Origin of the sequence: Candidatus Nitrosopelagicus brevis, assembly GCF_000812185.1 — an archaeon.
In the GTDB taxonomy this organism is placed as follows: domain Archaea; phylum Thermoproteota; class Nitrososphaeria; order Nitrososphaerales; family Nitrosopumilaceae; genus Nitrosopelagicus; species Nitrosopelagicus brevis.
In genome coordinates this window covers 899,212-925,194 of the sequence record NZ_CP007026.1, presented here as the reverse complement: position 1 = coordinate 925,194, position 25,983 = coordinate 899,212, and the positions used below count along the sequence as shown (strand labels likewise).

Below are 25,983 nucleotides of genomic sequence, written 5' to 3'. Positions count from 1 at the left end.
ATCTAAGTTTCAGATTATTGGATCTGAGAAAGAGATAATAATATTCAATTTTTCCCAAAAAACCTTGACTAAACATAGTATTGAGGAGAATTTCTGATATGTCTAACACAAGCTCAAAAGTACATGATCAATTGACAGCATTTGGAATTACACCACACTCAATTCATCGAAATTTACCTGTTGAAAAACTAGTTGAGCAGTCTATTGAAACAAATGAAGGTATGTTGACCTCTACTGGCTCATTATCTGTAAAAACTGGAAAATATACTGGTCGTTCTCCTCAAGACCGTTACATAATCTATGATGATGAAACTCATGAAACTATTGATTGGGGTGATGTAAATAGACAATTCCCAACTGAAAAATTCAATTCTGTATTTGAAAAAATGAAAAAACATGCTGAAGGTAAAGATCTTTACATTTTTGATGGATTTGTAGGTGCTGACAAAGAAAATCGATTGGCGATTCGTGTAGTCAATGATCACGCATGGCAAAATCTCTTTTGCAGACAATTGTTTGTAAGACCATCAAATGAAGAGCTAGAATCTCACGACCCGGACTTTACAATTGTATGTTTGAACGATTTTGAAACAATTCCTGAAATTGATGGAACAAGAACAAATATTTTCATTTTGATTAATCTATCGAAAAAAATTGTATTGATTGGAGGAACCAATTATGCAGGTGAAATGAAAAAATCCATGTTTGCTGTAATGAATTATTTGATGCCAAAGAAAGATGTTTTTCCAATGCATTGTTCTGCAAATATTGGAAAAGAAGGTGATACCGCATTATTCTTTGGTCTATCTGGTACTGGAAAAACAAGTTTGTCTGCAGATCCTGAACGTATGTTAATTGGAGATGACGAACATGGTTGGTCTCAAAATGGTGTTTTTAATTTTGAAGGTGGTTGTTATGCAAAATGTATTAATCTTAACGAGGATGCTGAACCACAAATTTGGAATGCCATAAAATCTGGAGCAGTTCTTGAAAATGTTGTTGTAAACAAAGATACTTTGAAGCCAGACTTTGATGATGGAAGTTTAACTGAAAACACTCGTGCAGCTTATCCTTTGGATTACATTCCAGGAGCTGTAATTCCAAGTATTGGTGGTCATCCTAAAGTTATAATATTTTTAACAGCAGATGCATTAGGTGTACTTCCACCTGTTTCAAAATTAACAAAAGAAAGTGCAATGTTTCATTTCATGTCAGGTTACACAAGTAAACTTGCTGGTACCGAACGTGGAATTAAAGAACCAAAAGCAACATTCTCTGCATGTTTTGGCTCACCATTTATGCCTCGTCCTGCATCTGTATATGCAAAAATGTTAGGTGAAAAAATACTTGAACACAATACCGTTGTTTATCTAATTAACACTGGATGGTCTGGTGGTCCATACGGCGTTGGAAAAAGAATCAGCATAAAATACAGTCGTGCAATGGTAACTGCTGCCTTGACCGGAAAATTTGACTTGATAAAATTCAGACATGATGACACCTTCAATCTTGATGTTCCTACTGAATGTCCAGGTGTGCCTTCTGATGTTTTAGACCCAAAAAATACATGGATTGACAAGGATTCCTACGATTTGTCTGCAAAGAAATTAGCACAAATGTTTGGTGAAAACTTTACAAAATTCAAAGATGCTTCTCCAGAAATTAAAAATGCCGGACCTCAAATTCAGTAATTCTTTCTAAGTTTTAATCCAACAAGTACAACTATACTAAAAATAATTCCTAAAATTATCAATGCTCTTTCTGGTAATTCTGAATTTTCTAGAATTGGTTTTTCTTCACTCAAGTCCTTTTTGATTTCATAAAACTCATACACATCAAACGTATCCTCAGAGCTTTTCACATTTGCTTCAATCCAATATGTTCCTGGATCATAAAGTTTCAAACTTTCAATTTTGTTTGGTGTTATGGAAATACTACGTTCTTCAAATGTCTCACTATTGGTAACTGTTATTTTTGCATAATCCCAATCTAATGGTCGTTTCACTTGAAAAGATAATTCATTTTCAGATTCCGAAATAACTATTGATGCTTCACTAACTCGAACAATTATTGGAATCTGATACATTATGTCATTGTTTGTAATGAATGCTCTAGTTTCGAAATCACCTAACTCATTTTCAATTAATTTTGAAGTTATGTATAATGCTGAATCTCTTATCTCGTAATCAAACTCAACATTTTCTATATCTGAAAATTCTACTTTTTGAATATTGATATTTCCATATAATGAACTAATCTTAATTTCATTTTCTTCTAATGTCTTGTGCTCAGATAGATTAAAAATCAACTTTGGTGGTTCAAATATCAATTCTGAATTAAATGCTTTTTTCAAATCAATTCTTCCTGCTCCGCCGGCATCAAATTCAAATTCTTTTTTGTATTCGTCTGTGATGATATCTGAAGTTGTAACTAGTATGGATTTAATTTCATGAGGTGTGAAATTTGGATTCTTTTCTAATAACAATGCAATTGCTCCTGAAACATGTGGAGCGGCATAACTTGTTCCGCTTGTAATATTATAGAAATTCTTTAATGAAGTTGTATTTACAAAAACTCCTGGTGCAACTAGATCTGGTTTTAGATAAAATGGAGAAACTGGTCCTCTTGAACTAAATGTTGCAAGAAAATCTGGATGATTAAACACGTTAAGTGTTCCTGATGTTTCACTCTCAAGAATTTTTTTTAATTCCAATCCTTCTTCTCTCGTCATTGAAACTGTAGGTATTGTTGGATAGTAATCTTCACTTACATATTCATGAATTAATTCTCCAAAAAATATTCCAGGTTGATTATTGTATACGATTAATCCTTTTGCGCCATTATTTGATGCAAAAATTTCTTTATCTGAGAAAAAAACAATTTCATCTGGTGCTTCTCCACCTCTTTCTGCCAAAACTATCTTACCTCTAACATCTATTCCATCAAAATCATTTTCTCTACTATATTTTCCAAATACAATTTCAGCTGATATTGGATCTGAAATTGTATCTGTTCCTAACATTGGTAAAACTTGGAATTGTGTATCTTCAACCTCTAGTGTTGAAACCATGCTTGAATCACGGTTATTGTAAGTAGCTCCTACAGTGATTGCATTGGGATTTTTTGCTGGACTTCCAATAGTACTCTTGTCAGGACCGCTATTTCCTGCAGCAGCAACAACCACAATTCCTTGTTTAATTGCATTATTTACCGCCTCATCGATTTTGTTATGAGTCATGTTAACTCCTAAGCTGATGTTAATGATGTCCACTCTATCTTCAACTGCTTGGTTGATGGCTTTAATTATCAAATTTGACGGAACTGATTCCCCATCTGATGAAACTCTATATGAAAAAATTTCTGCCATAGGTGCGATTCCTTTTAGTTGTCCATCAGCTGCAATTATCCCTGTTACTTGTGTCCCATGTCCGTTTGTGTCTTGTGGAACTGTATCGTTATCTACAAAATCATATCCTTTCAAAAATCTAGATGTTTCATCTTGATTAAAAAAATCTGGATGACTTAGGTTAATCCCTGTATCAATGACTCCAATCTTTATGCCCTTTCCTGTAAAACCCAACTCTTTTGGAAATTCTGCACCTATGTATGGTCCGCTATTATCTAAAAATAATTCAGAATTCTCATCCAAAGTGATAAAATTTACAATTACAAAAGAAAAGAGACCACCTAACAGTAATGTAAAAAATAAAAAATTTCTCATATATGTTATAATTTTTGATTAGTAATAATTCCTTTAGAAAAGCAATAAATTACTTCCATATTATCCACCATTATGGGAAAATATACACTTCCTGAGATGCCATATGCATATGATGCACTAGAGCCTCATATTGATGCACAAACAATGGAAATTCATCATTCAAAACATCACCAAAAATATACTGATGGTATGAATGGTGCATTGGAAAAACTAAGTCCTGAATTACAAGACAAGGACATAGAAGAAATTTTGTCAAACATCAATCAAGTCCCTGACGATGTTAAGGGTGCCATTAACTTTAATGGTGGAGGATACGATAACCATAAACTGTTTTGGAACAGTATGAAACAAAACGGTGGTGGTGAACCAACTGGTGCAATTGCTGATGCCATAAACGATTCCTTTGGATCTTTTGCAGAGTTTAAAGAATTATTCTCTAGTAAAACAGCTCCAATTCAAGGAAGCGGATGGGGTTGGCTTGTATACAATCCAAATTCTGGCAAAGTCGAATACAAGGCAATGCCAAACCAAACTAGTCCAAGAACTGAAGGTTTAGTTCCGTTATTAGGACTAGATGTTTGGGAACATGCATACTATCTCAAGTATCAAAACAAAAGACCTGATTACATAGCTGCTTGGTGGAATGTCATCAATTGGGATGAAGTAAACGATCGATTCTCAAAAGCAAAGTAATTCTCTTTTCTTTTTTCTTTTATTTCTAAAAACTCTAATTTTTATACAGTGTACGTATCTCAAAGTCATGAGCGAAGAGCAAGCCCAACAGATGTTACAACAGATGCAAATGCTTGAAAATATGTATACAGAATTATCACAAAAAGAAAATTCTATAAAAAACATAATTCGTGATGCGGATTCTGCAATAAAATCAATTCAAGAAATTAAAGCAAATCCTGATTCTGAAAGTCTAGTTCCGGTTGGAATGGGTACTTTTATCAAAACAAAACACATTCCAAATGAAAAAATTGTAGTTAATGTCGGTGCAGGTGTTGCAATAGAAAAAGATCATGATTCTGCCCTTAGTTATTTAGAATCAAAGATTAAAGAATTAGAAGTTGCATTACAAGAAACAAACTCACAAAGACAACAAATTGCAGCAAATCTAGAACAAGGAAAACAACAGATGCAACAAATCATGCAACAATCACAACCTCAATCGTAACAATATGTTTGATAATCTAAAAAAAGCATTTTCTAATGCATCTACTGGATTTAGCGAAAAAGATCTTAATGAAAAAGACATTGAAGATGTTTTATTTGAATTGGAGATTAATCTACTTGAATCTGATGTGGCAACAGAAGTAATAGATTCCATTAAAGACAGTCTCAAAGAAAAAATAATCGGTTCTAGAGTTGAAAAGAAAAATATTCAAAATTTTGTCAAACAAAGTCTAATTGAATTCATTAGTGAAACTTTTGATAATGCAGGTCAAATTGACTTGAAAGATAGAATTAACGAAAAAAAATCATCAAATCAGCCATTTATCATAGTATTTGTTGGCATTAATGGTACTGGAAAAACAACATCATTAGCTAAAGTTGCAAATATGTTAAAAAATGAGAAATTTTCTGTTGTTATTGCAGCTGCTGACACATATCGTGCTGGTGCCATTGAACAACTTCGTGAACACACAAACAGACTAAATCTAAAAATTATTGCACAAAATTATGGTTCAGATCCTGCAGCTGTTGCAAAAGATGCTGTTCTTTATGCCCAATCTCATAAAGTAGATTGTGTTTTGGTTGACACTGCAGGACGAATGCAGACAAGTTCTAATCTGATGGAACAAATTGCAAAGATTACTAAAGTTGTAAATCCTGACATGAAAATATTTGTTGGTGATTCACTTGCAGGAAATGATACTGTCAATCAAGCACGTGAATTTCATAAACAAGTAAAATTTGATTGTTCAATTTTAACTAAAAGTGATGCTGATGCTAGAGGTGGTGCAGCATTATCAATTGTAAAAGTTACATCATCTCCAATTATCTACGTTGGTGTAGGACAAGAATATGATGATATTGTAAAATTCAGTAAGAAAACTTTTCTTGAAAATGTTTTTGAATCTACTGATATTGATGTTCCATCATTATCTGAAATTAAAAAACCGGAACCTGAACCAGTTGTTGAAGAACCCGAACCAGAACCAGAACCGGAACCAGAACCAGAACCTGAACCAGTTGTTGAAGAACCAGAACCAAAACCCGAACCAGTTGTTGAAGAACCAGAACCAGAACCAGAACCGGAACCAGAACCAGAACCAGAACCATTTGTTCCAGAACCAGAACCAGAACCAAAACCCGAACCAGTTGTTGAAGAACCCGAACCGGAACCGGAACCAGAACCTGAACCAGTTGTTGAAGAACCAGAATCAGAACCCGAACCAGAAGACGATGCGGATCCATTTGAGGGAATTGAAACTGATGACATCAACAACTATGCTGATTTGTATGATGTTCCTCCACCAGAAACTGATAATGAAGCAAAGAAATTAGCTAATCAAATTAGAAAATGGATTCAAGATGGAAGACCAAAACCATAGTTTACAAAACTATAAGAAACATATTCTATTCTGTAATCTATGACTAAAAAACCGCATAATGTCGATATACTCACATTAGATGAATTAGAGTCCAAGGAAATTAATAATATAATTGATTTAGCAATAGACTTGAAAAAAGAACTAAAAAAAGGAAAAGAAAAACCGCTTTTACAAAATAAAACTTTAGCAATGATATTTGAAAAACCTTCTACTCGAACACGTGTAAGTTTTGAAACAGGAATGTTCCAACTTGGAGGTCATGCACTTACATTATCTCCAAATGATCTTCAATTATCTCGTGGTGAATCTATTGCTGATACCGCAAGGACACTTTCTCGTTATGTGAATGTAGTAATGGCTCGTGTTTATGATCATAAATCTCTAGAAACTTTTGCAAGGAATTCTTCTATACCTGTAATTAATGGATTATCTGATTCATATCATCCATGTCAAATACTTGCAGATCTTATGACAATTAAAGAACATAAAAAAAATCTAAAGAAAATAAAAATTGCTTGGATAGGAGATGGAAATAATGTTTGTAACTCTTTGATATTAGGATGTGCAAAACTAAAGATACAACTCTCTGTTGCAATTCCTGATGGCTATGAACCTGAATTTGATGTTATTAAAATTGGTAAAGATGCAGAAATTCTAGAAGTTTCTGACAATCCTGCAGCAGCAGTACAAGATGCAGATGTTGTCATGACTGATACATTTGTTTCAATTCATAACACTAATTCTGATCGCGTCAAAAAATTCCTTCCAAAATTCCAGGTCAACCAAGCTTTAATGAATAAGGCCAAAAAGGATGCCATCTTCATGCATTGTCTCCCTGCAAAACGTGATCAAGAAGTAACCTCTGATGTCATTGATGGTTCTCAATCTGTTGTTTGGGATGAAGCTGAAAATCGTTTACATGTCCAAAAAGCATTGTTAGTTCACCTTCTTGGCGTCTAAGGTTTATAATACCAATCTCAAGTTTTTCCTCTATAGATGGCATATTCGAAGATATTGCAAAGAATTCGTAGTGAGAAAACTAACTATCGGAAACGAAAAATTATGCTTATGGGAAAGCGTGATTTCATTACAGTCAATGTTACAAATGAAAATACTCAAGTCCAAATTGTCAAGCCTGAAATTAAAGGGGACAAAGTTCTAGCATCTGCCCATTCTCGATTTCTCCTTAAAGATGGATGGAAAGGTTCTCGAAAAAATATTCCTGCATCATATTTGACCGGTTACATGGCTGGAAAAAAAGCATTATCAAATGGCGTAACTGACGCAATTTTGTATAGTGGTACTAGAAGATACACTGACAGAATGGCTGCAGCATTAAAAGGAGTAATCGATGCAGGTGTGAAAGTTCCAGCTGATGAAGAATCATTTCCAGCTGATGAAAGAATTAACGGTGAACATCTTAAAGTTAAAAATGATATTTCAAGTGTTAAATCAAAAATTGATAGTGAGGTCAAAGCATAATGAGTATTGAAAAAACTGTTAAAAAAACTCCACAACAGCAACAACAACAATCTAGACCTGGAGGACCTGGCGGTAGACCTGGTCAACAAGGTAGACCTGGAGGACCTGGAGGTAGAGGTGGTCGTCAAGGTGACCGACCAAGAAGACCAAGACGTGAACCTGTTGTAGAAGTTTGGGAACCAAAAACAATTCTAGGAAGAAAAGTTGCATCTGGTGAAATTACATCAATGGAAGAGATTTATGAAAAAGGTTATCGCATACTCGAATCTGGAATTGTTAAAAAATTATTACCTGATTTAAAAACTGAAGTTATTGATGTTGGATTAATTCAAAAGATGACTCCTAACGGTCAATCAACTAGATTCAAAGCTCTTGTTGCAGCAGGAAATCAAAATGGTTGGCTTGGAATTGGTCTTGGTAAATCAAAACAAATGAGAATTGCAATTGAAAAAGCAAACAACGCAGCATTTCTAAACGTAGTTCCAGTCAACCTTGGTTGTGGAAGTTGGGAATGCAGATGTGATCGAAAACATTCTGTACCATTCACTGTTAAAGGAAAATCTGGAAGTGTAACAATTGAAATTCTACCTGGTCCAAAAGGATTGGGATTAGTTGCTGGCGGAAAAATTCGTAATCTACTAAAACTTGCAGGTGTAAAAGATGCATGGACACATACAAGTGGCTCTACTGCAACAATGGCCTCAACATCAAAAGCATTACTTGCATGTCTAAAACAGACATGGAGTCAAGGGTGATTGTTGAATGTCTAAAGCATATCTTGTTGTAAGAATTAGTGGAACCGCTGATGTACCTTATTGGGCTACAACTACAATGAATTTATTAAAACTAGAAAAGAAACATCGTGCTGTAATTATTCCTGAAATAGATAACACTATTGGAATGTTAAGAAAAGTTCAACATTATGTGGCTTGGCAAGAACTTGATGTAGAAACTGCAAAAGAACTTTTAGATAAAAAAGCCCGAAAATCTGGCTATAAGAAAATCACACCTGAAGATATTACCGCATTAGGATACAAATCTGTAGATGAATTGGCTTCTGCTTTAGCAGAGGGCAAAACTTCTCTCACAAAATTAAAACCTCTAAAACCTTGGTTTGCATTGAATCCTCCAAGACATGGCTTCAAAAGAAGTTGTAAAAAACTCTATGGCCAAAAAGGTGTTTTAGGACACAACAAAGAACTTTTAGTTATTGTAAAGAGGATGATGTAAAATGGCAACAAGATTAAGAAAAACTAGAAGACTTAGAGGCGGACGACACATGGGATGGGGTCAAGTAGCACAACACAGATCATTTGGTCATAAAGGCGGTCTTGGACGTTCTGGACATCTCAAACATTTAGCAAGTACTGTAATTAAAGAAGATCAAGATCATTTTGGCCATGAAGGAACTCATTCCCCACATCCAAGCATTACAAAAGTTTGGATAAATATTAGAGACTTGAATGATCTATTTGCAAAGTCTGGTAAATCCGAAAATTCTAAAAATGTTTTAGATTTGGAATCACTTGAGATTGAAAAATTACTTGGTGGAGGACAAACTAATACTGCATATACAATAAAAGTAAAAAACGCAACACCTTCTGCAATTGAAAAAATAAAACAAGCAGGTGGTGAAGTAATTCTTCCTGTTCAAAAGACTGAAGAAAAAACTGAAGAAAAAACTGAAGATGTAGAAAACAACGATGGCTGAAGGAACACTAACTGAAACTATACGAAAAATTGTAGCCAAGGCTGAACCTTACATACCTCAGGTTCCAAAACCAAAAAAGAAAATTCCTTTACAACAGAAAATCCTATGGACTTCAGGTTGTTTAGTAATTTACCTTGTAATGGGTCAAACTCCTTTGTTTGGTGCAACTGCACCTGAATTTGATTTCTTAGCATTCGCTAGAGTCATTTTTGCATCTGCACAAGGTTCACTTGTTGAATTAGGAATTGGTCCGATTGTAACAGGTGGTCTGTTAATGCAATTGCTTCGTGGTTCTGATATCTTAAAGTTTGATTTCAAGAATCCTGCAGAACGTGGTGTATTTCAGACTGCTACAAAACTTGTAACCTACATTGTAATTGTAGCCGAATCAATTGTATATGCTATTGCTGTTTATGGACCCGGAATTACAGAGCCCACGGTGCTGTACATACTGATAGGGCAGTTAATGGGTGCGTCTGTAATTGTAATGTTCCTAGATGAGACTATCCAAAAAGGATGGGGTCTAGGTAGTGGAATTAGTATATTTATCATGGCAGGAGTTGCTCAACAAATTCTTTGGAGTCTGTTTAGTCCAATGCCTGCAGGTGATGGTGGCGCGGTTGGTGTATTTCCGTTCATTGGTCAGATGGCTGCGTATGGTGATGTGGCGGATGCGATATTCAGGTCTAATCAACTGCCGAGCATATTTGGCTTGTTCTTAACTGCAGGAATTTTAGCAATACTAGTGTATACTCAAGGAATGAAGGTGGAAATTCCAATTGTTTCTACAAAGTATAGAGGCTTTGCAGCAACTTATCCAATTAAAATGATGTATGTTTCAAACATCCCTGTAATTTTGGCTTCTGCGTTAACTGCCAATGCTGTTTTCATTGGGCAAATGTTTTGGTCACAATTTAACCCGCGGAACAATAATGTATTCCTGAATATTTTAGCAGAATTTGACCCGACTGCACCGTCTTCACCTACTGGTGGAATTGTTTACTTCATTACACCTCCGAGAGGTTTAGACATTGCAGCACAAGATCCGCTTCGTGCAGTTGGTTATGTCATATTTATGGTCGCAATTGTAATTGTTTTTGGAAGATTATGGGTCGAATTAGGTGGACTTTCTCCAAAGAAAGCAGCACAAAATCTTTTGGATGCAGATGTTCAAGTACCTGGATTTAGACGTTCAAACAAACCAATTGAAACATTACTTAACAGATACATCCCATCAGTTACAATAATCGGTTCTGCAATTCTTGGATTAATTGCAGGCGTTTCAGATGTATTAGGAGTATTTGGTACCGGAATTGGAATTTTGCTCTCTGTAGATATTCTAATTAATTACTATAACCAATTAGTAAAAGAACAGGTGGAAGTTGTTATGCCACGGTTAGGTGCTTTACTTGGTAGAACGTAAAAAAATAGTAATAGTTGGAATTCCAGGAGTTGGAAAAACTTCTCTAGTTACGCGTATTGTAGAATTAATTAATGCTCAAAAACACTGCGCTAGCGTACATAGTTATGGTACTGTAATGATGGATGAAGCTGCTAACAATCAAGTCTCTGATAGAGATAATCTACGACATTTACCTGTCTCACAACAAAAAGAACTACAAAAACAGGCTGCAAAAAAAATTGCTGAATTAACAGATGATGTTGTCTTTGTTGATACTCATGCATTCATCTCTACTGATGAAGGATTCTATCCAGGTCTTCCTTATCATGTAATTCAAATTCTTGAACCAACACATCTCATAGCAATATCTGCACGCCCAGAAGAGATCTATAATCGTAGGATGAAGGATGATAGTAGAAATCGTGACAAAATTTCAATCGAAGCAATAAAAAAGGAACTAGCTGTACAAGATGCAATGCTTGCAAGTTGTTCGGTCTTATCTGGATCTCCATTGAAAGTTATATTGAATAATGAAGGAAAAATTGAAGAAGCAGCACAAAATGTAATAGATGCAATAGGTGTGGGTGTTTAAATGGAATTTAATTTCATACTAAACTTTATTGACGCAGTATTCCTTCAGATGGATTTCTTTGGAATGAGAGAAGGTCCTCTTGGCAGTGACGATCCTATGATAAAAGGTGCAATTCTATCAATGTTAGCAGTTGCTGGATTTGGAATTGCATTAAATGTAATCAACTCCGGAATAAGAAAAAAAATGGTTGATCAGGTTAAGCAAAGAAGAATCACAAAAGAAGTTAGAGCATGGCAAAAAGAGAGAATGGCTGCATTTAGATCAAAAGATCAAGCAAGAATTGCTAATGCAAATAAAAAATCGGCTTACATGAATAAAATGAACATGGAAATGATGCAGATGAATATTCGACCTATGATGATTACAATTATTCCTTTAATGTTAATTTTCTATTTTGTACTTCCACAATTGTTCTCATACACTGTTGCATTATCTCCAATTCCACTAAATGTTATTCCAGGTGATTGGTTTGAACTAACATGTACTGCTATCAAAGTAGAAGAAGGTGCATATTGTCAAGATGAAAATGCATTATACTTGTGGGCTTGGTACTTCCTATCATCAATTGCATTTAGTGGGCTCATCATGAAACTAACTAAAACACAAATGGATTTAGGATAATTGTCAAAATCCATCGTAGTGTCTGGTCCTCCTGCTATCGGAAAGACAACTGTAGCCAAGGGACTTGCAAAAGAATTTAATCTTAATTATCTAAGCGGTGGAGATATTTTAAAAGAACTTGCGAGTGAACAAGGATTTTCTTCTAGCGGTGATGATTGGTGGGATACTGAAGATGGAATGAAATTTCTTAATCAAAGAAAAGAAAATTCAGAATTTGATAAAAAAGTTGATGAGAAATTAATCCAATTATTTGAAAAAGGTAATGTTGTCATTACCAGTTATACACTTCCTTGGTTAATTGACAGTGGAATAAAATTATGGCTAGATGGAACTGTAGAAAATAGTGCAAAACGCATGCAGAATCGTGATAATCTGGATGAATCCTCTGCACTAGCAGTTGTTAACAAAAGATTTAATGAAAATAAATTAATCTACAAAAATCTCTATAACTTTGAATTTGGAGATGATCTTTCAGTTTTTGACAAAATTATTCAAACTGATGGAATAAATGCAGAACAAGTATTAGAAATTGCTAAAACAACAGTGAGAGAATTACTTTGACTCTAAAACAACTTGAGAATCTTGTAAAAATAGATGATGATATGACTAATCCCGAAAATGGAACATATTACAACAAAAGAACAATTGAACAGCTTCTTGAATACGGCCTAATTTTGATTGATAAACCTCCTGGACCTACAAGTCATGAAGTTGTCGCTTGGGCAAAAAGAATTTTAGAAATTCCTAAAGCTGGTCATAGTGGAACCCTTGATCCACAAGTTTCAGGCGTTTTACCTCTTGGTTTGGGAGAAGGCACAAAGGCTCTTGGTGTATTATTGATGGGACCAAAAGAATATCATGCATTAGGTAGATTACATTCGTTACCATCTAAAGAAAAACTAGAACAAATTCTTGAATTATTTCGTGGTGAAATTTTTCAAAAACCTCCACAACGTTCTGCTGTGGTCAGACAAACTAGAAGCAGAACCATCTATGAGTTAGAACTTTTAGAACAAAAAGAACGCCTAGTTTTGTTAAGAATATTATGTGAAGCAGGAACATACATTCGAAAATTATACTACGATATGGGTGAACTACTTGGCCCAGGTGGTTCTATGATAGAACTACGTCGTTCACGTGTTCATCAATTTAATGAAAATAATCTTGTCACTATGCATCAATTAGCTGATGCATATGCAACATGGAAAGAAAATAAAGATGATTCAAAACTCTTGAAAATTATTCGACCTGTTGAAGAAACTCTTAGTGAAATAAAATCAGTAGTCATTCGTGATTCTGCAATAGATTCTATGTGTCATGGAGCACAATTGGCAATACCTGGCGTCTTACAAATATCTCAGTATCTGGAAAAAGGTGATCTAGTTGGAATTTATTCTCAAAAAGGTGAGATTGTTGCATTGGCAGAATCTTTACTATCTGAAAATGAAATTAAAGAACAAACGAAGGGATATGCATTTCAAACAAAAAGAATAATCATGAAACCAAACACTTACCCAAAAAATTGGCGTACAAGTTCACCTCCAAAAGAGTAAAAATTGTTTCCTAAAGGCTTACTTTTTGCGATAATTCTTGGTGTTGTTTCTGGACCAATTTTCGGAATTATTTTGTATGAATATGGTGTCGAGGATCAATTAGTCTATGTCGATGGAACCTCATTATCAATAGTTACAGAAAAAACTAACTTTACGTTAGGCGAACCCATCTCTATTACAATTGTTAATTCAGGAACAGATGAACTAAAATTTCCTGATGCTTCCTATGGGCTAATCATAAAACAGCTAGATAGCATTCCTATCTTTTCACCTACTGCAGCTCAAGTAATCTCAAATCTAGATTCACATGAAGATGTAACTTTTGTCTGGGATCAAATAAAAAATAATGGTGATCAAATATTGGAAGGCACATACAAAATCACATCAAAAGCAATTACACTTGATGGGAGTATCATAGAAAAAATTGTCATAATTCATGTTTTCAAATAAAATATAATGCATTTTTATAATCACTATCAAATTATTATTTAGCGAAAGCTAATGCCGAGGTCGCCTAGCCTGGTAGGGCGCGTGCCTGGAAATCTTTAACCATAAAGCACGTTCTCGCAAGGGATCGAGAGTTCAAATCTCTCTCTCGGCGCCATCTTTAATTTAAAATTGTAGGTCGTGTGAAATGATATATTGAAAAAATTTGATATTGCAATTTTAGGTGGAGGAATTTTAGGTACGACAATTTCGTATTGGATCTCAAATCTTTATGACTCTAGTGTATGTGTTATTGAAAAAGAATCTAATGTTGCTCAACATACTAGTGGAAGAAATACAGGCGTTGTTCATACTCCGTTTTATCTAAACCCTGAAAAGAAAAAAATTTTTGCAAAATCTGCGCAAAGCTCACATGAATTATGGAAAACGCTTGCTGAAAATACAATGTCGCCTTGGAATGAAATAGGAACAATTGAGGTTGCTTTAAATGAAACACAGCATAAAACATTAGAAAAATACCAAAAATGGGGAATTGAAAATGGTGTTTTAGAAGAAAATCTTGTATTACTTGACTCAAATGAAATAAAACAAAAAGAAAAAAATGTTGAATGTTTTTCTGGGTTACTTTGCAAAAGTGATGTATCTACTGATTATTCTAAACTTACACAGGAAATAAAGAAAATATCTGTACAAAATTCAACTGAATTCCTTTTTCAGAAAAGTGTAAAATCATTTATCAAAAATGATGACGCAATTCAAGTAAATTTTACAGATAATTCTTCAATTGAATGTAGTTATCTAATTAATTGCTCTGGTGGAAACTCGTTAGATATTGCAAAACAATTTGACTTGTTTGAATCATATTCTGATCTTCATTTTAGAGGAGAATACTGGATAGCTCATAACAGTTATGCTGATATTGTAAAAACAAACATCTATTCAGTTGCTAGACATCCTGAATTTCCATTCCTTGATCCTCATTGGATAAAACGTGCTAATGGGACTACTGAAATTGGTCCAAATGCTGTGCCTGTACCAACACCTGAAACATATGATGGTTTTGTAACTGATATTCCCTCTACTATATCAAAACTAGGAGAAATTCTCACTGGTGGCGCAAAAAAACTATTTCTTAATCCTGATTTCATATCGTTAATCAGTCATGAATTTAGAAGTTCCATTTCAAAAGATGCAATGGTTCAACGTGTCATGAATTTTATTCCATCCTTAAAACCTGATTATTTTACAAAAAAAGGTACTGCAGGAATACGTACTCCCGTTATTTCCCCAGATGGAAATTTTATTTCTGATGTAATGGAACGTGAAGGTCATAATTCATTTCATATTGTTAATTACAATTCTCCTGGTGCAACTGGTGCGCCTGCTTATTCTGCTTTAATTATTAAAAAATTACAGGACAAAGGAATCTTAAAAAAACCAAATTCTCAAAAAAACACGCTATGGAATTTTGATTCTATAATAGAACAGATTTAATATTCCTTCAAAAATGGTAATTTTATGTTCCCAGATAGATGTTCTGTTAAACAGAATGGACGTGATTGTGTTAATCCACCAGAATATGTAGTGGAAATTGTACATAATGATGATTCTTACATGGTTGGAATTACATGTGAAAAACACAAAGATGTTGTAACTGTAAAAATTGGTGAATTACAAAAAATAGGGAAAATCCCTGAAGGTACACTTGAATTTCAAAAACTAAAAGCTGTTGGAACTGATTGTGTTAAAGGCAATCCTGATGATGTTTTAATTCAATTAGACTAAACTGAATAAAGTAATTTTTTTCCTTCTAGTGCTAAAATCAAATTTCTTGCAGTAATATCTGACATTTTTTGTCTTGTTTCATTAGTTGAGCTTCCAACATGTGGTGCCAAAACAACATTTTCTAATTTTAATAATGGACTGTTTCTTTTAACAGGTTCTGATTCATAAACATCCATTCCTGCACCCTGAATTTCTTTTTTCATCAATGCATTAACTAATTGTTTTTCATTAACAATTTTACCTCTAGATGTATTTATCAAAAAAGAAGTTTTTTTCATTTTTTTAAAAATTTTTGAATTCATTAAATGGTGTGTATCGTTATTGTATGGAACATGCAGTGAAATTATATCACTATTTTTGTAGAGCATATTCTCTGAAACATATTTTGCTTTTAACATATTTTCAATTCTCTTTGATATCGGTTTTCTATTATGATAAATTATATTCATACCTAAACCATTTGCCTTTCTTGCAACTTCTCTTCCAATTCTTCCCATTCCTATAATTCCGATAGTCTTGCCTGATACTTCCGTACCTGTATAATCATATGCACCGAAGATCTGATTCCATTTTTTATTTCGAATAATTCTATCTCCTTCAGAAATCCTTCTCAGCACGTCTAGAATTAATCCAATTGTTAACTCGGCTGTGGCATTAGTTAAAACCTCAGGCGTATAGCCAATTTTGATTCCTTGTGATTTTGCAAAATTAACATCAATATGATCAAAACCTACGCTAAATGTACTGATTACTTTGAGATTTTTTGAATTTTTAATGACTTCTTTGTCTATTGTGTCATATGGATGACAAACCAAGCCATCCATATTCTTGATTTTATCAATTAGATTTTTTTTTGGAATTGGAATTTTACCTATATGCAGCGACACATTACATTTTCTTTTTAATTCGTCTAGTGCAGATGTGTGTAGGCGTCTTGTAACTAACACATTGAAACGTTTTTTCATTAATGTATGGTCAAACCATTTATAATATTTAATCATACTATGATTATTGTCTTCTTCTGATGATTTTCTAAATTGTTCTGAATGTACAAAAACAATAGAACAATGTATCTGTGTTTGCCCTTATTGTGGTGAACGTGATAAATGTGAATGTGCATTATTTGATGCAGCGACGGGGGCATGAATTGGTATCTGATTTTACATGGATGATTGGTGGACCACAAGGTAGTGGTGTTGAGACTGCCGCTAATATTTTCTCTCAAGTTTTCTCAAAAATGGGATATCAAATATTTGGAAAACGTGAGTACTATTCTAACATAAAAGGTGAACATAGTTATTTTGCAGTTAGAGTTTCTGACAAACAAATTCGTTCTAGTATCAAAGGTACAAACATGTTAATTGCATTTGATGCTGAAACTATATTTCGTCATGCTAATGATGTTCTAGAAAATGGAATCATAATCTACGATTCAACTTTAGAAAATATCAAAGTCTCAGATGTTATTACATTTGATAATGATTTTAAAGAACGAATGGAAGGTTTCTTAAAATCTAACAACAAAGAGAATACTATTAAAGGAATCTTGGAATTGGCATCTGAAAGAGGTGCATCAATACATTCTGTTTCTTTCCGTAGTCTTTTGTTTGAACTTTCTGAAAAAATAGAAAATCCTCGAATTAAAACTATGATTCGTATGTTCAATGTTTTGGGAGTCTCTCTTTCATTAGGATTGTTAATGATTCCTACAGAAAAATTAACAGAATCTATAAACTCAATTTTTTCAAAGAAAAAAGCAATCGCTGACATGAATGTATCTGCTGCAAATTTTGCTTACAATTATGCTGCAGCAAAGTTTGGAAGTACAGATTTAAAATTCAATATTAATGAGATTAAAGAAAATACACTTCTAGTTCAAGGGTACTATGGTACATCCATTGGGAAAATAATTGCAGGATGTAGATTTCAATCATATTATCCAATTACGCCTGCAACAGATGAAAGCAATTTTCTTGAAACCAACGAAATACTTGAGATTAATGAAGATCGTCCTGGTTCAACACTTGTTATTCAAACTGAAGATGAAATCTCTGCAATAGGTATGGCAATAGGTTCATCATTAACAGGCGTACGTTCTGCAACATGTACATCTGGACCTGGTTTTGTACTAATGATAGAATGTTTGAGTTGGGCAGGCATTAATGAAGTTCCTGTTGTGATTACATTTTATCAAAGAAGTGGACCTTCTACTGGTTTACCTACCCGTCATGGCCAAGATGATTTACTATGTGCCATTAATTCAGGTGTAGGTGAATTTCCTAGAATTGTTTATGCATCTGGTAATGTATCAGATAGCTTTTATGATACAGCTAATGTGTTTAACTACGCTGATGTTTTTCAAGTTCCTATTATACATATGATGGATAAATTCATTGCTAGTTCTGTCACTACCTGTCAACGATTTGATGAAACTAAAGTCAATATTGATAGAGGAAAACTACTAGATGAACCTCCTTCAAATGCTTACAAAAGATTTGACCATACCGCCGATGGATTATCACCAAGATCAAAAATAGGTTTAGAAAATGGAATATTTTGGAATACTGGAGATGAAAGTGATGTTGAAGGTCATATTTCTGAGGATCCAGTTAATCGTGTAGAAATGATGGATAAAAGACAGTCTCGTCTTGATTACATTCTTGAAAAAATTCCTGAGTCTGAACAAATTGTCAAACATTCTGATGGTGAATTTTGTGTTGTTTCTTGGGGTTCAACTCAAGGTCCAATTCTTGATGCAATTGATATGTTGAAAAATGAAGGAATTAACATTGGATTTGTTGAAATAAAACTTTTACATCCATTCCCAAAAGAACTTTTGAAAAAATCATTCTCTAATTCTAAAACAATTATTGATGTTGAGGCCAATTACACTGGTCAGCTTGGGTCAATAATTAAACAAAATTTAGAAAAAGATCCTGATTATTATATTCTAAAATACACAGGAAGACCAATGACATGTACTGAATTATACGATACATTAAAGAAAATTGTAAATAATAATGCTGAAAAAAGAGAGGTTTTAACATATGGCGCTTAAGGTAGGAGATTACAAAACAGATGTACATAATGACTGGTGTCCTGGATGTGGTGATTTTGGAATTGTAAATTCCATTCAAATGGCACTGGCAGAAATGGAAATTCCTCGTCATGAAACTGCAATATTTTCTGGTATTGGGTGTTCTGGAAAAACATCTCATTTCATCAATGTATTTGGTGTTCATACTTTGCATGGACGTGTTTTACCTTTTGCACAAGGCGCAAAAATATCAAACCCAAATTTGAAAATCATAGCCGTTGGTGGTGATGGAGATGGGCTTGGAATCGGTGCAGGTCATTTTGTTGCAGCTGGTAGACGTAACGTGGACATGACATACATCATATTTGATAATGCTGTATATGGATTGACTAAGGGGCAAGCATCACCTACTCTAAAATTAGGTGAAAAAACCAAGTCCTTACCTACTCCGAATACAAATTATAATGTTAATCCAATTGGACTTGCAATTGCTAGTGGTTTTACTTTTACAGCAAGAGCCTACTCTTATGATATACGTCATCTAAAAGATATAATCATTGCCGCAATTAATCACAAAGGTTTAGCATTTGTAGATGTTTTACAACCTTGTCCAACATATAATGACATCAATACAAGAGATTGGTTTAATGGTGCAGATAGAGTTGATGAAACTACCAACAAGCCAATGCCACGTATTTACAAATTAGAAGATACCGATTATGATCCTGTTGTACATTATAGTGATGAAACTGAATTAAATCAGAAAAAAACACAGGCAATTGTAAAATCACTTGAATGGGATACAAAAATACCAACTGGAATATTTTATAAAAATGAACTAATCACTCCATATACTAGAAGATTAATTGATAAAATTCCGAATTATATAGAAAATCCTTCGGCGTTACAAAATATTTCAAAAAATAATGCTCCTATAACCAAAATTAATCATATACTTGATTCATACAAAGTCTAGTCATATTGACAAATGATTATTAGACAGTTTTTTCTATTTTACAACTATTGAATATAACTGAGGTAAATAGAATATTTAGAAAATCAATTATTAATGAATTTTTTATTCCCGAATTGACAAAACTTGATTTTAAGAAATCAAATGTAAAACATCCTGAAATATCTACTGATGGTCTGATGCAATCTAATCTACTTCATATCTTCTTTGATGTCGAAACTGGTAATGATTATCCTGATGGTGATGAATGGTTTATCACTGAATTTCTTTTTCCATATCCAATGAAATTACCTGATAATCTGAAGGGAACTGATTATTTTACAACTATTTCTGTAGAAGAAGGAAAAAATTTTTGGCATCATCGTGAATTAGTTCGTTACAAATATGGAAAATCCAAGAAACTAGATGAATCGCTAGATTTCATTGAATCAAAATATAAAGAACTACATGGATTAGTTGAACCGCTTGAAAAAGAAATTAAGTAGATAATTTCCAACCATTTTTAGAATTTACAAATTTCTTCTCACTTGTAAATACTGTATTTAATCTCCATCTGGCAGCTTCTTGATCAAAATTATAAATTACACTTTTCACATCCTTTGGAATATTTTTTTCATCTAAATGATATGGTAATAATTCAACAACAAAATCTATTTTTTCAACTTCCATCTTAAACCACTGACTCTCATCTGATTCAATAACAAAATTAATGTCTGGTTGTCCTGAAAAATTTAGGTTAATTCTAATTGCTTTTCCATCTCCTCTCCTTCGTTTCATTTCTTTAAAAACTCCTTTTAGTCTATCCCATTCTTTATAATCAAACCATTTGAAAAATTCATCATTAAATGAATATGGAAACGATATTTCTAAGTGACTAACAAATTTTTCTTCATATGTATTTTCAATTTCTTCATCTTCTGTTTGAAATCTTTTATCCAAAATGCTTGTAATCACATTAATTTCCCATGGAGAGATACCATAATGTTTCATGAATAATGGTTTTATTTGATCTGACACGAACTGTATTCTTCTGATTAATAATTAAAGCTTCAAAGTGTATGCAAATATTTCCACAAATACATTGCGCCTACAGTTCCAATCATAAACAGCATTGGTTTCCATGCAAAAACTGGAATATCTGGAGTAACTAATTTTATCTTGTATTCATCCAAAACTTTGTTAACATATTTACTAATTCTTTTATTCAAAATATCATATTTTATTCCGTTTTTCTTTAAAATTGATTCAATCTCATAAATTACTGCAGTGCGTTGACTGAACAAATGTTGTAAATAATCTCTTGATATCTCTACTTCACCTTGAATTGAAATACTATTTTCTGTATTAGAAAATAATCTAACATGCATTTCCCATGGTTTTTTTAATTTCAATGATAATCCATCTCCAATTTGGAGTGGTTGTTTATGTTCAAATTTTACTGTAGTAAATCCTTCATCAAATAGAATTTTTCGCATTTTTTCTGCACTCTCTTTAACAATCAAATGCAATTCTTCTACTCCAGTCATTTTATCAACATGAATTTTGTCATCTTTATCGTCTTGGCACAAAACTGTTTTTGGATATCGGGTTTCATATTCCATTAAACCATCTTCAAAAAATCTCATATTTAATGCTAATCTGGATGATAAATACTCATTAAATCAATTACTTATCTAACTATGTGAAATCACATTCTGTTACAATTTCTAAAATTTTAAAAAATTATAATCTTTGTGAGTATTGTACGGGACGTTTAATCTCAAAGCTAGTTGGAAAACCTTCATCTAAATCACTTGGAAAAAAATATCTCATAAAATACAAAAAAACATCTACCACAAAATGCTACATATGTAAAAACCTCTTTGAAAATCTTGATCTTATGTTATCAAATATTTATGAAAAATCTGATGATGTTGATTTTAAAACATTCAATCTTGGGATAATTTTAAAAAATTCATTTCTTGAAAGAGATGATTTGATAAAATCAAAATTTAAACTCAAAGGAATTGAAAATATTAAATTTGGAGTTTCTGCTGAAATTATAAAAAAATTATCTCGACGAACAAAATCTAAAAGAATTGTAGATAATCCTGATTTATTCATACAAGCGAATTTCAAGGATGAATCTTGTACTATTCGAACAAAACCTCTTTTTGTTTATGGTAGATATAATAAAAAAATCAGAAAATTACCTCAAAAACAAGTTTTATGCAAAAGTTGTAATGGAATTGGTTGTCATAATTGTAATTTTGATGGATTGGAAACTTTAGAGAGTGTGGAAAGTAACATCTCTAATTTCTTAATAAAAAAATTTGATGGAAATCAGGTTAAAATTAATTGGATTGGTGGTGAGGATCAATCTAGTTTAGTTCTTGGTGATGGCAGGCCATTTTTTGCAAAAATACTAAATCCAAAAAGACGAAATAGGATATTACGTAAATCTTTGAAATTAGAAGATATTTCATTATCAGAATTAAAAAAAATTCCAATACCACCTAAAGGATCAATTGCGTTTAAATCTAAAGTTTCAATAATTATCGATACAAAAAAATCAATCTCCATAACTCAATTACAAAAATTGGATATTTTGAAAAACTCTGAAATCCATGATGCTGGGAAAAATAAAAAAAATACCCAAAAACGAATCTACAAAATAAGTTATAAAAAATTAGGAAAAACCTCATTCCGCTTAGATTTATTGTTAGATGGCGGAATACCAATCAAATCATTCATTCAAAACTCTGAGATTACACCCAATGTGTCTGAATTATTAGATAATCAATGTAGGTGTAAAAGCCTTGATTTCAAAAACATAATTCTCTAAACAAATCAAGCTTTTTTATACTAATTTTTTTAATTTAACTATGAATCCTTTAGAAAAAGTCTCAAAATCTTTTCAAAATGATATCATACCAAAAACAATGTATGAATTAATTCAAAAAAGATTTTCTCTTGTATCTGATGGAATTCAAAGAATTGAAAAAGCATCATCAGTAAAATTTCCTATTGCATACGTAGAGCCCTCGATAATTGTTTCTGGAAATACAACCTCTCTCGATATAGGAATTTTGTATGCTAGAACTATCCCATTAGTTGTAAAAAATTCAATTCATGTAGTAATACAGATATCTGCTCCCCTAGTTGCTTTTGGCCTAAAAGGAACTATTCATGCAATTCTAGCTCATGAATTTCTTCACTATCTCGAATTAATGACACGACTGTCAAATAATGAATTGATTTCTGATGAAATTTCAAGTAATTTATTTGAAAATGTTTATTCTGATAATACTAGACTACTTGAGCCTAGAAGTGTTTTCAATGATAATACCTTGATCTCACATATAACAAAAAGATTTCCTTCTGGATTTCGTGATTATAAGTTAGAAGATAAAGTAATCAAATTTTGGATTGAAGAAAAATTACCTGTATCTAAAATTTCATTAGACACTAACACTGTAAAATTGAATGCTACACAATTATCTAACATAAAACTAGATGAATTGTTACTACAACAACTTGAAATTATTAAAACGAAAAATTCTAAATTACGAAGAAAAAAACTTTATTGAATAAATTCTGTATCGCCACATTTGCCACAGGTTCTTCTATTCTTATGTTCTGACATAAAGACACCCTTTCCACATCTAACACATGTTTTTCTTTCTCTTGATACTTTGTCATTATCTACTTTGTAATACTGACTTACTTTAGGACTGAATCCTTTGTGACCTTTTTTCTCTACAGGCATTATTCTTTCTTCTCCTCTTCAGCAGGTGCTTCAGCTTTTGCTTCTTCAGCAGGTGCTTCAGCTTTTGCTTCTTCAGCAGGTGCTTCAGCTTTTGCTTCTTCAGCAGGTGCTTCAGCTTTTGCTTCTTCAGCAGGTGCTGCTTCAGCATCTTTCTTTGCTTGTCTTTCCAATCTTTCAAATATTGTTGGATTAACTTGTTTCTTTGCTAATTCTTCATTATCATAAACATAGAACATACCTGTGACATTTGGTCTACCTGTTTGATTTTTCATATTGATTGCAATTACTGTCTTATCTGATAAGTTGAATTCCTTTGTAATCATATCTACTGCTTCTTTTCTCTTTAGTTTCCCACCGAGACCTTGAAAATTACAAGTAATTTCTCTTCTTGAGAGGAATGAATTTTCAATATCACTCACTGTTTCAATCATTGACATATAGCAAAACCTCTGAATAGTTCTTATAAATCTTCAATGGATTAACAAGAAATTTAAGAAATTCTAATTTCTACTAGTCATGGAACGCTATATGCTTCATCTAAAAAATTCGTCAGATCTAAATAGAAAAATGGCAAAAGACATTTTACGAAAATCCAGGATTATTACGTCTGGAATGAATCTAACTTTGCGTGATTGCAGAGTATCAAAAAAATATGTTGAATTAGATACGACAATAGCTAAATCTGATTTAGACGAATTAATTGATAAATTATCATCAATTGGTCCATTAGATCATGCAAAACATGTAGTTGAAGAAATTGTTGAAAAAGAAAAAGCAATTTCTGAGGGAATAGATTATTTCAATAATGAACGATTTTGGGAATGCCATGAAATTCTTGAGGGTGTTTGGAAAAACTGTGACGGTAATGAAAAATTCTTGGTTCAAGGTCTAATTTTAGTTGCAGCAGGATTAGTTCACTATCAAAAAGATGAAGACTTAGTTTGTATTAGTATATTTAATCGTGCATTAGAAAAATTAGAAAATTCAAATGGTCAATACTATGATATTGACATTGATAAAATTAAACAAACTATTACTGAAATGATAACTTCGAAATCTGTGTCTAGTTTCCTGATTTAATAATCTCTATTGCTTTACTAACTACTTGAGCGCCTTCCAATAATCCGATTTCACCTTTTTTAGCAAATTCTTCAGTAAATCTTTCTGAACCATCATTTGTAATTCCATCTCCTGAAATTAGTACTGGAACTGGATCATCACTATGACCTTTGTTAATACATGGAGTTGCATGATCTGCTGAAATCATAACTGCTACTTTATTGGTATCAATATTTTTCAAAAGTGTACCAAAAAATCTTTCATCAATTTCTTCAATATTTTTCATTTTTCCAATTGCATCTCCATCATGGCCAAATTCATCTGGTCCTTTCAAATGAACATAAATTGCATTTTCTGTCTCCATTGACTTTGCAGCAACAGTTGCTTTTTCTTCATAATCTGTTAAGCCACCTGCACTGTATGCCTTCATTTCAAGAACATTTGATATGCCGATTTCAACTGGCATATCGACAATACATGAAAAATTCATAGAATATTTTTTATTAATTGTCTCAACTTTTGGATATTTGTTTCCTGCATCTCTCAATAAAATACTATTAAGTAATTTTTTTCCTTTTGAATTCCTCTTTTTGTTTGTTTCACTATCTTTTAGAATTTGCAATGATTTTTCTGTAAACTCATTGACTAAATCTGCAGATAATTTTGCAGTATCAGTTTCATCTAAAGGTAAACATCTTTCAATTTTTAGGAAATCCCCTACAGCTTTTGCCACGCCCATTCCATCTACCCTGGAATAAGCTGGATCAGTGTTTGTGATATTTGGAGATAATGGATGTTCATCTCTTATTCTAACAATAACTCTATGTCCTATAGTTGGTGTAACTGCAACTTTTGCAAGTGGATTTGAAAATTTTAATTTTTCTTCAATTTCTCTAGATACTGCTAAAGCATCTTCTCTTTCAATATGTCGCCCTGCTCTTCTGTCTATAATGACATCTCTTTCGTCTAAAGTTGAAAAATTTCCTCGTAAAGCTAAATCACCATCTTTGAAATCCATCCCTGTCCCAATTGCCTCAATAACTCCTCTTCCTGCATAATCTGCGTGATGAAATTTGTATCCTAACATATTGAAAACTGCAATATCTGACTCTGGAGCAATTCCTTTTCCTACCGAAATGACCTCGCCCATTTTACCATTTTTTGCTAACTTGTCCATGTTTGGAGTTTTTGCTGCTTGTAAAGGAGTCTTATTTTCTATATCTGGATGTGGTAAATCGCCTACACCATCTAATAGTACATACACTATTTTGATCTGAGAATTTTCACTCAA

At 32.9% G+C, this 25,983-nt stretch carries 30 protein-coding genes and 1 tRNA gene; 24 read left to right on the top strand and 7 right to left on the bottom strand.

What is annotated here, in order from left to right; genetic code table 11:
- The first annotated feature begins 98 nt into the window (after positions 1-98).
- Complete coding sequence (gene pckA / locus T478_RS05520) at positions 99-1,691, top strand: phosphoenolpyruvate carboxykinase (ATP) (protein ID WP_082008738.1); 1,593 nt, start codon at positions 99-101, stop codon at positions 1,689-1,691.
- Here pckA and T478_RS05515 read toward each other — a convergent pair.
- Positions 1,685-3,721 carry a S8 family serine peptidase gene (locus T478_RS05515; protein WP_107734653.1) on the bottom strand — a complete coding sequence of 679 codons (2,037 nt, stop codon included), beginning with the start codon at positions 3,719-3,721 and terminating at the stop codon, positions 1,685-1,687. The genes pckA and T478_RS05515 overlap by 7 nt on opposite strands.
- A gap of 72 nt (positions 3,722-3,793) precedes the next feature.
- Between T478_RS05515 and T478_RS05510 the strand changes: the two genes are divergently transcribed.
- From T478_RS05510 to T478_RS05430, 17 genes are all read left to right on the top strand, one after another.
- Entirely contained in the window at positions 3,794-4,414 is a 621-nt protein-coding gene (locus T478_RS05510) for a superoxide dismutase (protein WP_048105831.1), read from the top strand.
- Positions 4,415-4,481: 67 nt separating this feature from the next.
- Positions 4,482-4,901: a prefoldin subunit alpha gene (gene pfdA, locus T478_RS05505; protein ID WP_048105829.1), complete on the top strand. Its 420-nt coding sequence runs from the start codon at positions 4,482-4,484 to the stop codon at positions 4,899-4,901.
- 4 nt (positions 4,902-4,905) lie between these two features.
- Positions 4,906-6,282, top strand: a complete 1,377-nt coding sequence (gene ftsY / locus T478_RS05500) for a signal recognition particle-docking protein FtsY (RefSeq protein WP_082008737.1) — start codon at positions 4,906-4,908, stop codon at positions 6,280-6,282.
- A 39-nt stretch (positions 6,283-6,321) separates the two neighbouring features.
- Complete coding sequence (gene argF, locus T478_RS05495; protein WP_048105827.1) at positions 6,322-7,242, top strand: ornithine carbamoyltransferase; 921 nt, start codon at positions 6,322-6,324, stop codon at positions 7,240-7,242.
- A 36-nt stretch (positions 7,243-7,278) separates the two neighbouring features.
- A complete protein-coding gene (locus tag T478_RS05490) occupies positions 7,279-7,764 on the top strand; it encodes a 50S ribosomal protein L18 (RefSeq protein WP_048105823.1) in 486 nt (161 codons plus the stop codon).
- Entirely contained in the window at positions 7,764-8,519 is a 756-nt protein-coding gene (locus T478_RS05485; protein ID WP_052433903.1) for a 30S ribosomal protein S5, read from the top strand. The genes T478_RS05490 and T478_RS05485 overlap by 1 nt, the downstream gene beginning before the upstream one ends.
- Before the next feature lie 7 nt (positions 8,520-8,526).
- Complete coding sequence (locus tag T478_RS05480) at positions 8,527-8,994, top strand: 50S ribosomal protein L30 (protein ID WP_048105819.1); 468 nt, start codon at positions 8,527-8,529, stop codon at positions 8,992-8,994.
- 1 nt (position 8,995) lies between these two features.
- Entirely contained in the window at positions 8,996-9,475 is a 480-nt protein-coding gene (locus tag T478_RS05475; protein WP_048105813.1) for an uL15m family ribosomal protein, read from the top strand.
- A complete protein-coding gene (secY, locus tag T478_RS05470; RefSeq protein ID WP_048105811.1) occupies positions 9,468-10,898 on the top strand; it encodes a preprotein translocase subunit SecY in 1,431 nt (476 codons plus the stop codon). The genes T478_RS05475 and secY overlap by 8 nt, the downstream gene beginning before the upstream one ends.
- Positions 10,876-11,469, top strand: coding sequence for an adenylate kinase (locus T478_RS05465; protein ID WP_342352446.1), 594 nt, complete (start codon positions 10,876-10,878; stop codon positions 11,467-11,469). The genes secY and T478_RS05465 overlap by 23 nt, the downstream gene beginning before the upstream one ends.
- Positions 11,470-12,090 carry an EMC3/TMCO1 family protein gene (locus T478_RS07750; protein WP_048105807.1) on the top strand — a complete coding sequence of 207 codons (621 nt, stop codon included), beginning with the start codon at positions 11,470-11,472 and terminating at the stop codon, positions 12,088-12,090.
- Complete coding sequence (locus tag T478_RS07745; RefSeq protein ID WP_048105805.1) at positions 12,091-12,651, top strand: cytidylate kinase-like family protein; 561 nt, start codon at positions 12,091-12,093, stop codon at positions 12,649-12,651.
- Positions 12,648-13,643: an RNA-guided pseudouridylation complex pseudouridine synthase subunit Cbf5 gene (locus tag T478_RS05450; RefSeq protein ID WP_048105803.1), complete on the top strand. Its 996-nt coding sequence runs from the start codon at positions 12,648-12,650 to the stop codon at positions 13,641-13,643. Before T478_RS07745 ends, T478_RS05450 begins: the two co-directional genes overlap by 4 nt.
- A 3-nt stretch (positions 13,644-13,646) precedes the next feature.
- Positions 13,647-14,093, top strand: coding sequence for a hypothetical protein (locus tag T478_RS05445; RefSeq protein ID WP_048105801.1), 447 nt, complete (start codon positions 13,647-13,649; stop codon positions 14,091-14,093).
- A 53-nt stretch (positions 14,094-14,146) separates the two neighbouring features.
- Positions 14,147-14,247: transfer RNA gene (locus tag T478_RS05440), tRNA-Ser, on the top strand.
- A 38-nt stretch (positions 14,248-14,285) separates the two neighbouring features.
- On the top strand, positions 14,286-15,584 hold the full coding sequence (locus T478_RS05435; protein ID WP_048105797.1) for an NAD(P)/FAD-dependent oxidoreductase: 1,299 nt from the start codon (positions 14,286-14,288) through the stop codon (positions 15,582-15,584).
- Between the two features lie 24 nt (positions 15,585-15,608).
- Complete coding sequence (locus tag T478_RS05430; RefSeq protein WP_048105790.1) at positions 15,609-15,875, top strand: hypothetical protein; 267 nt, start codon at positions 15,609-15,611, stop codon at positions 15,873-15,875.
- Here T478_RS05430 and T478_RS05425 read toward each other — a convergent pair.
- Positions 15,872-16,840, bottom strand: a complete 969-nt coding sequence (locus T478_RS05425; protein WP_048106990.1) for a 2-hydroxyacid dehydrogenase — start codon at positions 16,838-16,840, stop codon at positions 15,872-15,874. The two genes, T478_RS05430 and T478_RS05425, sit on opposite strands and share 4 nt — an antisense overlap.
- 161 nt (positions 16,841-17,001) lie before the next feature.
- Here T478_RS05425 and T478_RS05420 point away from each other — a divergent pair, with 161 nt between their 5' ends.
- From T478_RS05420 to T478_RS05410, 3 genes are read left to right on the top strand one after another with little or no spacing between them, the layout of a single operon-like run.
- Positions 17,002-18,933 (top strand): 2-oxoacid:ferredoxin oxidoreductase subunit alpha, encoded by a 1,932-nt coding sequence (locus tag T478_RS05420; protein WP_082008736.1) that lies wholly within the window; start codon positions 17,002-17,004, stop codon positions 18,931-18,933.
- Positions 18,923-19,888, top strand: a complete 966-nt coding sequence (locus T478_RS05415; protein ID WP_048105785.1) for a 2-oxoacid:ferredoxin oxidoreductase subunit beta — start codon at positions 18,923-18,925, stop codon at positions 19,886-19,888. The genes T478_RS05420 and T478_RS05415 overlap by 11 nt, the downstream gene beginning before the upstream one ends.
- Before the next feature lie 47 nt (positions 19,889-19,935).
- The gene (locus T478_RS05410) at positions 19,936-20,370 is read left to right on the top strand and encodes a hypothetical protein (protein WP_048105782.1); all 435 of its coding nucleotides are present in this window, start codon (positions 19,936-19,938) and stop codon (positions 20,368-20,370) included.
- Here the strand turns inward: T478_RS05410 and T478_RS05405 are convergent.
- Both T478_RS05405 and T478_RS05400 read right to left on the bottom strand, forming a co-directional pair.
- A complete protein-coding gene (locus T478_RS05405; protein ID WP_048105780.1) occupies positions 20,363-20,902 on the bottom strand; it encodes a hypothetical protein in 540 nt (179 codons plus the stop codon). The genes T478_RS05410 and T478_RS05405 overlap by 8 nt on opposite strands.
- A 32-nt stretch (positions 20,903-20,934) precedes the next feature.
- Positions 20,935-21,486 carry a hypothetical protein gene (locus tag T478_RS05400; RefSeq protein ID WP_048106984.1) on the bottom strand — a complete coding sequence of 184 codons (552 nt, stop codon included), beginning with the start codon at positions 21,484-21,486 and terminating at the stop codon, positions 20,935-20,937.
- An 80-nt stretch (positions 21,487-21,566) separates the two neighbouring features.
- Between T478_RS05400 and T478_RS05395 the strand changes: the two genes are divergently transcribed.
- Positions 21,567-22,709: a tRNA pseudouridine(54/55) synthase Pus10 gene (locus T478_RS05395; protein WP_052433901.1), complete on the top strand. Its 1,143-nt coding sequence runs from the start codon at positions 21,567-21,569 to the stop codon at positions 22,707-22,709.
- 40 nt (positions 22,710-22,749) lie between these two features.
- A complete protein-coding gene (locus T478_RS05390) occupies positions 22,750-23,454 on the top strand; it encodes a hypothetical protein (protein ID WP_048105776.1) in 705 nt (234 codons plus the stop codon).
- Here T478_RS05390 and T478_RS05385 read toward each other — a convergent pair.
- Both T478_RS05385 and T478_RS05380 read right to left on the bottom strand, forming a co-directional pair.
- Positions 23,448-23,633 carry a 30S ribosomal protein S27ae gene (locus tag T478_RS05385; protein ID WP_048105775.1) on the bottom strand — a complete coding sequence of 62 codons (186 nt, stop codon included), beginning with the start codon at positions 23,631-23,633 and terminating at the stop codon, positions 23,448-23,450. The genes T478_RS05390 and T478_RS05385 overlap by 7 nt on opposite strands.
- On the bottom strand, positions 23,633-24,070 hold the full coding sequence (locus tag T478_RS05380; protein WP_048105771.1) for a 30S ribosomal protein S24e: 438 nt from the start codon (positions 24,068-24,070) through the stop codon (positions 23,633-23,635). The genes T478_RS05385 and T478_RS05380 overlap by 1 nt, the downstream gene beginning before the upstream one ends.
- Before the next feature lie 79 nt (positions 24,071-24,149).
- On the opposite strand from T478_RS05380, the gene T478_RS05375 reads away from it, so the two are divergent.
- Positions 24,150-24,713 (top strand): DUF309 domain-containing protein, encoded by a 564-nt coding sequence (locus T478_RS05375; protein ID WP_048105769.1) that lies wholly within the window; start codon positions 24,150-24,152, stop codon positions 24,711-24,713.
- On the opposite strand, the gene T478_RS05370 is transcribed toward T478_RS05375, so the two are convergent.
- Complete coding sequence (locus tag T478_RS05370; RefSeq protein WP_238573562.1) at positions 24,697-25,983, bottom strand: BPG-independent phosphoglycerate mutase family protein; 1,287 nt, start codon at positions 25,981-25,983, stop codon at positions 24,697-24,699. The genes T478_RS05375 and T478_RS05370 overlap by 17 nt on opposite strands.